This window comes from Fodinibius sp. Rm-B-1B1-1 (assembly GCF_038594945.1).
Lineage (GTDB): Bacteria > Bacteroidota > Rhodothermia > Balneolales > Balneolaceae > Fodinibius > Fodinibius alkaliphilus.
The window spans coordinates 900,086-913,424 of sequence record NZ_JBCFYD010000001.1; the positions used below are offsets into that span (position 1 = coordinate 900,086).

At 42.2% G+C, this 13,339-nt stretch carries 14 protein-coding genes; 6 read left to right on the forward strand and 8 right to left on the reverse strand.

Translation table 11 applies throughout. The annotated features are described in order from the left end of the window. Positions 1-4 precede the first annotated feature (4 nt). Positions 5-439: a hypothetical protein gene (locus AAFH98_RS04145; protein WP_342521416.1), complete on the reverse strand. Its 435-nt coding sequence runs from the start codon at positions 437-439 to the stop codon at positions 5-7. 3 nt (positions 440-442) lie between these two features. Then, entirely contained in the window at positions 443-964 is a 522-nt protein-coding gene (locus AAFH98_RS04150) for a ComEA family DNA-binding protein (RefSeq protein WP_342521417.1), read from the reverse strand. Positions 965-1,164: 200 nt separating this feature from the next. On the opposite strand from AAFH98_RS04150, the gene trhA reads away from it, so the two are divergent. From trhA to AAFH98_RS04170, 4 genes are all read left to right on the forward strand, one after another. Then, on the forward strand, positions 1,165-1,830 hold the full coding sequence (gene trhA, locus AAFH98_RS04155) for a PAQR family membrane homeostasis protein TrhA (protein WP_342521418.1): 666 nt from the start codon (positions 1,165-1,167) through the stop codon (positions 1,828-1,830). 67 nt (positions 1,831-1,897) lie between these two features. After that, complete coding sequence (locus AAFH98_RS04160) at positions 1,898-4,870, forward strand: hypothetical protein (protein WP_342521419.1); 2,973 nt, start codon at positions 1,898-1,900, stop codon at positions 4,868-4,870. A 47-nt stretch (positions 4,871-4,917) separates the two neighbouring features. After that, positions 4,918-5,493 carry a DUF2911 domain-containing protein gene (locus AAFH98_RS04165; RefSeq protein ID WP_342521420.1) on the forward strand — a complete coding sequence of 192 codons (576 nt, stop codon included), beginning with the start codon at positions 4,918-4,920 and terminating at the stop codon, positions 5,491-5,493. Positions 5,494-5,519: 26 nt separating this feature from the next. Continuing rightward, entirely contained in the window at positions 5,520-6,116 is a 597-nt protein-coding gene (locus AAFH98_RS04170) for a MarC family protein (protein WP_342521421.1), read from the forward strand. Between the two features lie 187 nt (positions 6,117-6,303). On the opposite strand, the gene AAFH98_RS04175 is transcribed toward AAFH98_RS04170, so the two are convergent. Next, a complete protein-coding gene (locus tag AAFH98_RS04175; protein ID WP_342521422.1) occupies positions 6,304-6,654 on the reverse strand; it encodes an AtuA-related protein in 351 nt (116 codons plus the stop codon). Positions 6,655-6,807: 153 nt separating this feature from the next. Between AAFH98_RS04175 and AAFH98_RS04180 the strand changes: the two genes are divergently transcribed. Both AAFH98_RS04180 and fabF read left to right on the forward strand, forming a co-directional pair. Continuing rightward, positions 6,808-7,173, forward strand: a complete 366-nt coding sequence (locus AAFH98_RS04180) for a nuclear transport factor 2 family protein (protein ID WP_342521423.1) — start codon at positions 6,808-6,810, stop codon at positions 7,171-7,173. 203 nt (positions 7,174-7,376) lie between these two features. After that, a complete protein-coding gene (gene fabF / locus AAFH98_RS04185; protein WP_342521424.1) occupies positions 7,377-8,627 on the forward strand; it encodes a beta-ketoacyl-ACP synthase II in 1,251 nt (416 codons plus the stop codon). Between the two features lie 53 nt (positions 8,628-8,680). Here fabF and AAFH98_RS04190 read toward each other — a convergent pair whose 3' ends face one another. The 5 genes from AAFH98_RS04190 to AAFH98_RS04210 all read right to left on the reverse strand — a co-directional run bounded on the left by AAFH98_RS04190 (position 8,681) and on the right by AAFH98_RS04210 (position 13,287). Then, a complete protein-coding gene (locus tag AAFH98_RS04190; protein ID WP_342521425.1) occupies positions 8,681-9,211 on the reverse strand; it encodes a DinB family protein in 531 nt (176 codons plus the stop codon). Positions 9,212-9,254: 43 nt separating this feature from the next. Further along, entirely contained in the window at positions 9,255-10,013 is a 759-nt protein-coding gene (locus AAFH98_RS04195) for an alpha/beta fold hydrolase (protein ID WP_342521426.1), read from the reverse strand. 145 nt (positions 10,014-10,158) lie between these two features. Continuing rightward, positions 10,159-10,641 carry a nucleoside deaminase gene (locus tag AAFH98_RS04200; RefSeq protein WP_342521427.1) on the reverse strand — a complete coding sequence of 161 codons (483 nt, stop codon included), beginning with the start codon at positions 10,639-10,641 and terminating at the stop codon, positions 10,159-10,161. Between the two features lie 2 nt (positions 10,642-10,643). Continuing rightward, on the reverse strand, positions 10,644-10,853 hold the full coding sequence (locus AAFH98_RS04205) for a hypothetical protein (RefSeq protein ID WP_342521428.1): 210 nt from the start codon (positions 10,851-10,853) through the stop codon (positions 10,644-10,646). A gap of 73 nt (positions 10,854-10,926) precedes the next feature. After that, the gene (locus tag AAFH98_RS04210; RefSeq protein ID WP_342521429.1) at positions 10,927-13,287 is read right to left on the reverse strand and encodes a glycoside hydrolase family 31 protein; all 2,361 of its coding nucleotides are present in this window, start codon (positions 13,285-13,287) and stop codon (positions 10,927-10,929) included. Positions 13,288-13,339 lie beyond the last annotated feature (52 nt).

A 13,339-nucleotide genomic window follows, 5' to 3' on the forward strand; every position in this document is an offset into this window, starting at 1 on the left:
TAAATTAGGACTTCTCCAGCTTGGGATGTCGATGAGCAGCAGCCAACGCCAAAATACCCGCTAAAAAGAGTACGCCCGGAGCTAAAAGCGGGTACGATCCCTTTAGGGCCGGAAGGATAGCTTCGGCCAATGAGAATGACGGATTAATTTCGCGTGTAAATGCCAGGTTTCGGCTAAAGTGAATATAAATTCCCACCACACCACTTAACACAACCAAGCCCATTATAACTCGCATAGCTTTCAAAGTATTTGTTGTGGGATAATACCAGGCGCCCCCAATGCTTACTAATCCAATCGCCGAAAAGACAAAAGGTAGCCACTGCAAGCCTTCCTCATAATGCTCTATGAGCAGTAGTTCGGCGATGGTACCAATCAAAATAAAGGCGGCGACTCCCAACAGGAATCGCCGCAACTGATGTTCAATAGATTTTTCTTCCATCGGTTATTCAGCTTTCATGTAACTTTTGGCTGTAGCCAACTGCTGTTCATCTACTACAGAAGAAAGAGCTTCAAAAAAGGCTTCATTAGTATCAAAGGGACGCTGACTGGCAATCTCTTGGGCTGCAGATTCATCCAAACCCGGGATCTGCGTCAACGTTGAGACATCACTATCATTACGGTGAATGGGTACGAAAATGTACTCCTCATATGCCGCTACCTGTGATTCATCAACATATTTACCAATTTCTTTACGGAACTGCTGAATGCTTACATACGGGCGATACTCCTCAAACTCGTGAACCATCTTATCGCCCACATTGGGGATCGTCCGAAACTGATCGCCGGATGCCGTATTTATGTTAAGCTTCTCGGTTGGGGCAGATGTCGTATCAGTTTCAGCAGTGGCTTGGCTTTTTTCGTTAGCAGATTCTTCTTCGCCACTTCCACCACAGGCCACAAGACCTCCGGCAAGAAATAAAATCAAAAATGTCTTGGTAAAATATTGTCTAAATAGATTTTTCATCGGTATATATTTGTAGTTAAATATGCTTCAAAAGAATAGAATAAATCTAAATAAGAATAACCAGGATTTCCACCCTTTAACACATTAAAAATTGTAACACCTTTACCTCATACAAAAGAAAGTATAAAGAAGTATTATTAAACTATTCATCACACTAATACGTTGGTATTTTTCGTATATTACGATATAAAATTTTACCCATGAAAAAGATCTTCACTAACATTCGAGAACCCGTTAATACATTGACCCATGCCGCTGGGGCTGTGCTCGCGGTAATCGGGCTCGTCCTGCTTGTTTTCGAAGCTATTCAAAGCGGCTCAATTAGCCATTTGATTGCCTTTTCCATATTTGGCCTCAGTATGATTTTACTTTACACTGCCAGCTCATTATACCATGCGTTGCCAGTTAAAAAGAAAACTCTGGAGCTCCTTCAGAAACTTGATCACAGCATGATCTATGTGCTCATTGCCGGTACCTACACGCCTATTTGTTTACTGGTTCTTGAAGGAGGATGGAAATGGGGACTCTTTACCACCATCTGGAGCCTCGCAATCATTGGCATCATTAAAAAATTTCTTTGGATGAATGCCCCGCGCTGGCTCTCTACGTTATTTTATTTGGGGATGGGCTGGCTGGCCATCATCATTTTTCCCACTCTTATGGAAAAACTGCCCATGGCCTTTTTAGTCTGGATTGGCATTGGCGGGCTGGCCTACACGCTCGGCGCTATTATCTACGGTATCAAAAAACCGAACCCCATACCCAATTGGTTTGGCCACCATGAAATATGGCACCTTTTTGTAATGGCTGGTACCTTCTCACACTTTTGGGCCATTTACTATTACCTGCCGGGTTACGGGGGATAAACCTCGCTGTTCAAGACAGTAACAAGATGATCTTAAATATTTATTAGATTGCAAATTTAGCCCTTTTATGGAGGAGCTAAAGGAGAAACCAAAAGAGGGCCAAAAAACTGTTGTTGATGATAGCCATCAATCTTTGTTAGATTGGCTCATCATTCAATCAATACAAAGTGGCATGTTTTCCAAACTATTATACTCTTTTATTTTCCTCTTCTTGTTGCATGCCAACTGTTTTGCCCAGCTGTATCCCACTCAATACCGCCCACCCAATCAACATTGGCAACAGCTGAAAACTGCTCATTTCAAATTTGTTTATGCACCTGAGAATGACAGGCAGGCAATAGAGATGGCACAGATTTTAGAATCACAATATCCCAAGGTACAACGGTTGGTAGGAGGGCAGCTCCAAAACTTTCCCATCATATTAAATAACTACAACGACCGTTCTAACGGTTTTGTAACCCCCTTTAACTTCCGGTCAGAAATTGAGCTACCACCTATCAAAGGCAAGTCGCTAAATCCACAAACGGGTAGTTGGCTGACCAATGTGGGCCCACATGAACTGGTCCACGCACTGCAATTCAGCAATCTCGGTGATTACAATATTCCTCAATTTGTGAGCCTTTTTTCACCTGACCTGGCGCGCTCTATTCACGGGGCCTTACCACCCGGGGCTACCGAAGGCATTGCTGTTTATCACGAGACAACAAATATTGCCGAACACGGAGGACGTGGCAATTATCCCTTTTTCACCAATCAGTTTGATGCCACATTTGATAGCAATAAACGCTGGTCAATGAGGCAACTCATTCAGCCACCCGACTACACACGTCCCTTTGGCCGGCACTATATAGGCGGTTATGAATTTATCACTTGGCTTCATACCACCTATGGTGATAAAACCACACGGAAAGTGCTCGATTTTTATATGGATTTTCCCTTTCTGGGATACGGCTTCGCGCTCCGTCGTGTTACCGGTTCCTGGCCTGGAAAACTCTATGATCAATTCGAGAAGCATCACAAAAATAAGCTCAATGCCGATGAGCATGATTCCCGGTTTATGGAACTGAACCTTCCATTTAGAGGTCGGGAAATTCGTCGGCCAAAGTGGCTCTCCGACTCAAGACTTATTTTTTATGGCTCGTTTTATAATGCCCGCCCAGGATTTTATAGCTATGATCTGAACAACCACAGCCTGAATCATATCATTGCAACCAACTCGGTGCGGGACTTTCAATACACGCTGTCTAATGATCGCTCACAGATGGTATTCAGCTATTACGAAACAGATCCTATTTATGATAGTACGGCCAAAACAGAATTAGTAAGCTACCATTTTGAATCCCAACAAAAGCAACAGCTAACGCAACAATCACGATTGTATGCTCCTACTTTTTTTGAGGATGGATTATTTGCCCTTAAATCACATCCTGGTCGGTCGAAGCTGATAGCTCTTCCAAGCACCAACTTTAATGATGAACAAGAGGTTTTTTCGGACCCAAACCATGAAATAAAAGCCGTGGCATCACGCCCTGACCAAAAGCAGTTAGCTATTATATCCAACAAAAAAGAACAGCAAGCTCTTTGGATTACAGGCCGGAGTAATGTTGCCAAGCAGCTGGACCAAGAACCAGATGTAGCTTTTGAGAGCGGCTCAGTTTTTGATCCCGAGTGGCACCCCAATGAGGACAAAATTCTATTTAGCAGCGACTTTTCGGGGACGATGCAGCTTTACGAGTACAACTTATCGCAGCAGGAAATTCTGCAAATTACGAATATGAAATTTAATGCTTTTGAAGGCAGTTACAATCCCGATGGCAACCGGGTTGCCTTTATCCGGCAGGATAAAAATGAGCGGCTTCCGGCGCTGATTGAACGAAACGATTTTTTCAATCGGCCTATATCGGAACAGCGTTGGAAAACAACGACACGACGAAATCTCGAACCCGTCAGTGTTATTTCTGATTCTATTACAACAGCTTCGCAATCATGGGAAACGGACTCCTATTCATCAAGCGCCAGCTGGCTAAAGCCCCGTACGATTTTGCCTAATGCCGAAGAGGTGTCGAATCAAAACAAATATAAGGTAGGTCTTTCGCTGCATAGCGTAAATACATTATCTACCCAGGCGTACTCGGGAGAAGTTACCTATTTTAAAAAACGTGGCTGGTACGATTTTTCATATCAAAATAAAACGTTTTGGCCAGGATTTAGACTTCGTGCTTTCAATGAACCATCATATCGAGCAGTTTCCAACAACGCCTTCTTGGGCAGACAGGAACGTAGCCTGGCTTTTAGCGTTCCTTTTAGCATACGGTTCAATCAAAATATTTATAACACTTCTCTGTCAATAAGCCCAGAACTTCGTCAGTCACAAATACGATTTTGGGATACAAATTTTCAGAACGCTATTTCGGAATTTGCTAATACAACGGTTGGCGACATGTTAGTCCGATTCAACTACCGCTTACAGCAAAATATTCGGGATATTCAACCAAATACAGGAGTTATACTATTTTCAGAGATTGAGCATTACTTATCGGGGGATACCGTTTCATTTTCTACCGCAGAACGTGACTTCCAATTTTCTGCACCCGCACAGACCGCCTGGCAAGGAGGGATGTTTGCTTATATTTCTCCCCTCCGTCAATGGAATCAATCGCTGCGATTGGGAATGAGGGGATTAACTCAATCGGGCTTTATTTTTGACAATCAAAGTTTGGTTTCAAATGGATTTTCAGAATCTATTTTTCCCAGTTCCCGCAATTTGCTAAGCTTTAGCACTCGCTATACTGCTCCCATAACATATGTTGATGATGGAGGCCTTTTGCTTCCTTTTTACTTAAGTAATATTTACCTGGTGGCTTTTTCGAATACAGTTGTTGATCCCACCTTTTCAGATTGGCACCACGATTCCCGATCTGTATTTGGACTTGGTCTGCGCGTAAATTTTCGCTTTGGTAACATCGGATTCAATATTGGCGTGGGTGTTGGGTATGAGCCAACTCGCAAGCAGCATCAATTTTTTATAGGAGATTTTTAAACGTATACTTCAGCTTCACATCACAGATTTATCTATTCCTGTTCGATATGAGTATCCCCCTTTATCTCTCTGAAAATATTCCTTTTTATCTATTCGTCGGACTTTTTCTTTTTACCGGATGTACCGATCCCAAACCCCAAGAGCTAAATTCTGAACGAAGAAAAAGCCCCATCGCCATTGCAAAAACCAGCCACGAACCAAGTAATACCTATATAAAAATCGTATACGGTCAGCCTTATAAAAACAACCGCGAAATTTTCGGTGAGCTCGTTCCCTATAACGAAGTATGGCGAACAGGAGCTAATGAAGCTACCGAAATTACCACAACGAATAATATTATCTTCGGAGGAAAACCCCTTGATGCAGGAACCTACTCGGTTTTTACTATCCCTAAAAAAGAAAATATGTGGACTGTCATTTTAAATAGTGCATTGGGGCAGTGGGGTGCATTTGATTACGATACTTCTAAAGATGTCCTCCGCGTTGACGTTCCAAAACAAACGGCCGAGAAAAGTACCGAAGCCCTAACCATCCGATTTTCTGAAACCTTTGAAGACGAAACAAACATCATCATGGAATGGGATAAAACCAAAGTAACCATTCCTATTGAATTCACTAATTAGTTAATTAGGAAAGAATTGTAATCACCATGGATTTAGCAGTTTATTTAAATGCTTTGACTGGCTTCTTTGTCATTATTGACCCCATTGGAGCAGCATTAGTTTTTCACTCTCTTATCCCAGAAGGGGCAAAACGCCACCGCCGTATGATGGCCCTAAAATCAATTTTGATTTCGGTAGTACTGCTCATCGTATTTGGAAATTACGGCGAAGCATTGCTCGATCAGCTGGGCATTAACATCAACTCCCTGCGGATTGCAGGCGGACTACTTTTATTCTATACCGCTTTTAATATGATTACTGAAGCAGTAGAGTATGAAGATACCACAATCAAAAAAGATATATCCGTCTTTCCCATGACCATTCCACTGCTGGCAGGACCGGGTGCACTAACACTGGCCATCCTCTTATTTTCCAACGCTTCTGAGACAACAGCTAACCTATCTGTAGTAGCTGCCATTGTTACTATTTTACTACTTACATTTATTCTGATGCTGACCTCAGCCTATCTAAAAAAAATAATTGGCAAAACTGGCGATGAAATTCTCCGTCGATTTTTAGGTGTGCTCTTGGCGGCCCTGTCGATACAATTTATTTACGATGGAATAAGAAAAATGGCCGGGTGATTTTTTTAGACACACTAAAAAAGATTAGAAGAACGGGGTAATATAGAAACACGATGTGTCATGATTCTACATTCGTAAATTACATCATCCGACCACTTTTTTTGTGATCGGGTGAATAATGCTATAGCACGAGATGTAGAAGTGTAACAATATGATCTGAATGTAACACAGAACATCACAAAAATTTCTATGCTGTTTCTTTTACTTTCTCCAGCAGCCCATCAGGTACTTCAATATCCATCCGTAGCAACATTGAGGCATGCGTTTTTCCCTGGGCATCCAGTTTTAGGGATACCGTGCCCCCGCCGCCCAAACTTTCATGTAGCACAAAGTTAAGCGCGCCAATATTGGGTAATTCATAGCGTTCTACTTCGCCTTCACAGATATGCTTCATGTGATCTTTGACGACATCTGCAGTCAACCTCTCTTTTAGGAAGGGATACACATCAGGATGGCGGGCAATCACTCCCACATTACTGCCATCCCCCTTGTCACCACTTCTTCCATGTGCTATATCGATGAGCTTAACCTTGGCCATAATCCTTAAACTATATTCGGTTTGCTGTTGAATGTAAAGATAGATTGATGCAGCCCTCCCCGCAACCAAAAAAATTCTTTTTCAGAAACTATTTTTTCCTGGCCATCGTTACACCATCTAACCAATACTTCAATATTAAATTATTTTACATCTATGAATTATTTTGATAAGATCAACGACATTTATAACCATATCGCACAAGGCACCGCAATGGATGCTTTTGAAGAATATTATGCCGACGACGTAACCATGATTTTGGAAGATGGAACAACTGTTGAAGGCAAAGAGGCAAACCGCGAACGCGAGAAAGAATTTTTTAGCAGTGTTGAAAAATTTCACGGTATCGAAGTTTCCGGCATTACTTCTAATGAAGACGAAGGAATAACAGCTGTAGAATCTACTATGACTGTTACTTTCAAAGGAGCCGATGGCCCCATGGATCTTGAACAGGTTGCGGTACAGCACTGGGATGGAGACGAAATTGATACCGAACGTTTTTATGCAACACAGACAGACTAACACAATCCGATAGTCCTGTTACTTAAGCCCTCCTCTCTCGGGAGGGCTTTTTTAATTTATGATACTTTGTAGCTTCAAAAATTCCGACTCTGGATAACAAATTGGTGGAAGCTTAAAGAATCCGTAATTTCCACGCGACTTATCTTGTCAATTATTTCTGCATATTGACCTTTTCATCGCAATAAAATTTACTCTTTTTTATAATGAGCAAGCCTAAACGAGTTGTAGTAACTGGGCTCGGAGCCATATCTCCGCTTGGAAATAACGTACCCGATTTTTGGGAAAACCTATCCAATGGTATGAGTGGAGCCGATCGCATTACCCATTTTGATCCTTCTCAATTTCGCACACATTTTGCCTGTGAGCTCAAAGATTTTGACGTCAGCGAGCATTTAGAACATAATACCATTCGTCGTTCTGATCCCTACAGTCAGTACGCATTAGTATCCACCAATCAGGCGGTTGAAGATTCGGGACTCGATTTTGATGAGATGGATCCCTTCGATACCGGCGTTATTTGGGGCAGTGGTCAGGGCGGTATGAAAACCTTTGAAGAAGAAGTACGTAATTATGCTGAACGCGACTACAACCCGCGTTTTAACCCGTTCTTCGTCCCCAAGCTGATCATCAATATGGCGCCTGGAATGATTTCTATGAAATATGGACTAATGGGTATCAACTACGCCACTGTCTCGGCTTGTGCAACCTCTAATACAGCTATTATGGATGCGCTTAATTACATTCGCTGGGGCAAGGCCAAAGTAATGATTACCGGTGGATCCGAAGCGGGTATTACAGAGGCTTCTTTTGGCGGATTTTCGGCTATGCGTGCCATGTCACAGCGCAACGACGATCCCAAAACAGCTTCTCGTCCATTTGATAAAGACCGCGACGGTTTTGTAATGGGAGAGGGAGCTGCAACGCTTATCTTGGAAGAATATGAACACGCCAAGGCACGCGGTGCTAATATTTATGCCGAAGTTACCGGTGCTGCCATGACGGCCGATGCTTATCACATGACGGCTACCCATCCGGAAGGAAAGGGAGCTACCGCAGCGATGAAACAAGCACTCAATGACAGTGAGCTCAATGCTGAGGATGTGGATTACCTGAATACACACGCAACTTCCACCCCTGTGGGAGACATCAGTGAAATTAAAGCCGCAGTCAACGTTTTTGGAAAAGATTCCGATCACTTATCCATTGGGGCTACCAAATCAATGACGGGACACCTCTTAGGGGCAGCTGGAGCTATCGAGGCAATTGCCAGTATTAAAGCCATCAACAATAACCTGGTGCCCCCCACCATCAATACCGAAAATATTGATGAAGAAATCCCCTCCTCACTGGATATCGTGCTGGGTGAAGCCAGAGAGAAAAATATAGATGTGGTAATGAGCAACACCTTTGGCTTTGGGGGCCACAATGGTATTGTAGTGTTTAAAAAGGTTTGATAAATAAAGGATGAGTAACGAGTAATTATGCTCGTTACTCATTTTACCATAAGCTATTCACTCCACGGCGGTACAATCCCATTCATACGGGCATACGCTATTGACTGACCTACGTGCTCACTCTTATGCGTGATAAGTTGCATCAAAACAGCTTGTCCGTTAACTGTTTGCCCATACATTTCTGTTTGTTCACTCAGTTTTGACTCTGGCATTTCTTTAATAGCATCTTTGACATGCTTTATAGAATGCTCCAGGATATCCACTACGTTTTTCTTGCCTGTTATAGACTCTATATTTTCTACATCCACGTCATCGGGGGCGGGGATGCCGAGCGAATTTTCCAGATAATAGAAATTATACCGGGCGATATGTGTGTACACTCTTTCCACTGAAAAGACCCCCTCTTCCGGTTGCCAGGAATATTTCTCTGCCGGCATTGCTTCAGCCAGAGACAATACGCGAGAAGCATAGTCGAAATGCCGGGTAAATTGATCCTTAAAGTTATTTGACTGCTGTGCTTGTAACGGCTGAACCATGCAAAACACTGCCAATATTGACAACGCAAAACCTGTTATACTTTTCATAGTATGTCCTTTTATTGGGATTAAACCATCTTTCATCAATTAATTATTCCGTTCTGCTGCCATTCTTTTTCTGAGCCCGGTCATCCAGATCAGTCTTTTTTATTTCATTAAAAAACTTTTCAAGCGATAGCATAAGATAATCTTTATCCGCTTCTGTAATAGGATGCCCGGTTTTGGGCAGCACTACTAACTCAGATTTTTCCGTTTTCTGATAAATCTCCGCCGTATCAGCAAGTCCGGCCGTAGTATCCCGATCTCCTATATGAAAACGCAATGGACAAGTAATATGCTTCCAATCTTCTGATTCAATTTCGGGATTCACACCTAAATATTGCAACATATCACGTGTATTGTTTACCACGCGCTCCCATCCAGACAGATGGCGTTCTTTGAGCTGCTCTGCAAAATGAGGCACCTTTTCCTTTATTTTACCCGGATGCAGATATTGGCATTCCTGTTCTGCTATTTTTTCATTCCACTGCAAAATCGTCCCCAGCGTAGCCACTTTTTTTACTCTTTGTGGATGGTTTTTAGCCAATACCAGCGCTACATACCCGCCCATACTGTATCCAAAAAAGTTAGCAGCTTCAATGCCGTGTTCATCCATATACCCCAAAACATTTTCAGCAAAATAGGAAATACGGAAAGGGCTGTCGGTGGGACCTGCATCCCCGTGGCCTTCAAAATTTATTCGGTGTACAACAAAGTGTTCTTTTAGCTGCGGGACTAAAAAATCAAATTGCTCCAACGTGCCCAGTGCCCCGTGTAGTAATAGCAGTGACGGCCGATTATTCTGTTTCATAAAAACTATATCTTAAGGTAATTTTGATCCTTCTGTTGCTCCCTGTTTTGTGGAATAATACTAAAAACTAATATTATTTCTGGTAGGGCAAGATAGGAAAATAATCTCTCCAGTTGGCGTAACGAGAACACAGGGAACTATCCAATTATTTTGAACCATGAAATTGCTTGTGCAGAGCTTTGACCTTCTTGGCAAGTTCAGGCACTGGTCCCTCTACCTCAATACTCGGCACAAGTTCTGCAATGGACAACGACTGCACCATAGACGGCCCCACCCCAATATTATCTAACCATTTAGTCAACTGTGTACTTGAGCTTGCATACACAATACGTCCCAACTCAACCCACCCATGCGCAGCAGCGCACATGGGACAATGTTCTCCCGAAGTATAAACCGTAGTTGTTACTCGTTCTTTAGGATCAAGGTTTTCTGCTGCCCACCTTGCAATTGCAAATTCTGGATGGCGAGTTGGATCATTTTTTGTGTTTACACGATTGCGATCCTCAAAGAGTACTTTATTATCCTTTGAAACCAGTATTGATCCAAATGGTTCATCTCCAGCCTCTACTGCTTCTTCGGCCAGCTCAATGCAACGCTGTAAATGGGTTAAGTCCCTTTCAGTTATCATTGTTAAATCCCCTGTGCTGCTTCATATCCTTCTCGGTAAGCTTCCTGTAATGAAGCAGTATCGACAAATGCTATCCAAATAACAATTAGTGCCACTCCGACAATCATCATTTTATACCGATACTTTTCATACTTCTTAAAGAAACTCATGATAAATAGTACTATCCCGCCTAATAAACTTAAATCTACAAATAATCCACTAATAAAATCCATAACCACTCTTATTTATTACTTATACATTTAATTCAAAAGTAGTATCGATAATTTCTTTAAGTAATCAAATACACTATTTGTATCGGTAAATCTTTATAGATGCCGGTTCCTGCGTATTCCAACGAAATGGAACACGCACTTGCTCATTTTCTTGATCCCAACTGGCAGAAACTTTCTTTTGGTTAACAATTACTTTTTCGGGCCGGGCTTCTAAATTATGAACAATCAGCTCAATATTTTTCTCTGATGGTGAATAATTTTCTCCAATGTTAGCCTGAAATTCAATGTCCAAGCGATTTTTATTTTTCTCAGCCTCAAACGTTAATATTTCATACTTCCCTTTATCCACAGCACCTCTTGTCAATCCATCATCATTATATAACTCCGATTGCGATCTGTTTACGCTCTCATCCACATAGTAATGCAAAATCAAGTTGTCCCCAGTATATTTCTTGTCATTTTGCACTACTTCAGTCATAGGAATAAATGTCCCTCCGCGAACGTAAGTGGGAATAGTCGTATCATTTACTGCTACTTTCACCGATTTACCACCCTCGTATTTTTTATCCGTATAGAAATCATACCAGTTTGATCCATCCGGAAAATAGACTTCCTTTTCCGTTTGGTCAGATTCTACGATAGGAGCCACCAAAAAATCATGGCCCCACAGATAGGCCTCATCATAGTTAAATAGTTTTTCATTATCCGGCTCTTCAAAAAACAGTGGACGCATGAGTGGGGCTCCAGTTCTATGATTCTGATATACTAAATTATAATTGTAGGGCAACAACCGGTATCGCAACTCTATCGCTTTTCCAGATAACCTCTTGGCGCTATCACTTCGAAAGACCGGCTCGCTGGGCACGGCTTCCTGAGCGTGGGGGCGATATATCGGTTGAAAAACTCCATATTGCATCCACCGTACATACAACTCATCATCCAGATTATCGCCGGCAAATCCACCCAGATCGCTGTGCATATATCCAATACCCTGCATACCCATCTGCAGCGATATTTCGGGCTGACTTTGCAATCCGCCCCAACTTCGAGCTACGTCCCCCGTCCACGGGATAATTCCAAAGCGCTGCGAACCCGAATACCCAGCCCGCATTAAGATAAAGGGACGCATATCCGGATCATACTCGTAAAAGGCTTCATCCACCAACTTGGCCCACTGATGGCCATAAATATTGTGCACTTCGTTCGCTGTTCCAATCGCATGAACAGCTTCCTCGGGATGTACTTCCGGTTCTCCCAAATCACCCCATATTCCGGCAACACCCATTTCTAATAACTCTTTATAAATCTCTTTAAACCAGTTGTACCCCTTCTTATCAAATACATCAACAATGCCAGTATTACCGAAAAAGAAATCAAAGGTGAGGGGATTACCCAGCGAATCTTTGGCCAGCACACCCTGCTCAACCGCTTCATCCCATCGCTTGGAGCTCGTCTGCACATAAGGCTCAGTAATTAAAATAGTCTCGACCCGATCATGGTGCAGATCGCTAATCATCTGCTCAGGCTCGGGAAAAGAATCAGCATAAAATTCAAAATTGCCCATGTTGCCTTTCATCTCCTTCCCAAACCAGAACAGGTCCAGGATAATCGCATCCAGTGGAATGTCTTCATCTCTAAAAAGTCTGGTGGTCTCTAACACTTCTTTTTGTGAATGATAACCAAATCGGCTGGAAAAATTACCCATCGCCCAGCGTGGTAACATCGGCTGTTTACCGGTTAAATCGGTATAGTTATCAATTATATTAAGCCATGAACTACCACTAACTACCTGATAAGTTATCTGCCCACCAATAGTTTCATAACTAAGTATATTATTTGATGAGCTATCTAAATCCAGATACCCAATCGGAGCATTATCGAAATGCAGTAAATATTGTTTTGAAGATAATACCACCGGCATGGTATAATTTAACAGATCGCTTGTTTTACCATAGCCATAATGTGCTTTATTATATAATTCCAGCCGCTGGCCGCGTCGCTTCATACCCAGTGCCCGAGCTCCACCCCCGTATAAAGCCTCCTCTTCAGAAATTTCAAACTGTATTGTTTTCAGAGAATCTTCATGATAACCATTTTCTTTAATTACCAACTTGTTATCTCTGTAATACGATATCTGAAAAGGCTCTTTTTGTATTTCAACTAATAACCCACCCGATTTAAGCTTTACAAATGAATTTGCCGCAGTAACATCAACACTTACTTCCTTAGGTTTTAATACTACGGCGTGGGATTTTTTCTTATAGCTTTCCCCTTCTGGAATAAAAGATGTCTCTACAATATTCGGCGTATAAAACTGTATTCGGTAAGTCCCGTCACTGACACGAACTATATACTCGTTTTGCTGATGGGAGAAGTCTCTGAATTCACGGGATGTTGTTTGCGCCACCGTCAACTGTGCGGTGAACAAAAACAAAAATAAATAGCAATACTTTTTCATTCGTCGGTATCAGTATTAATTTTTTATG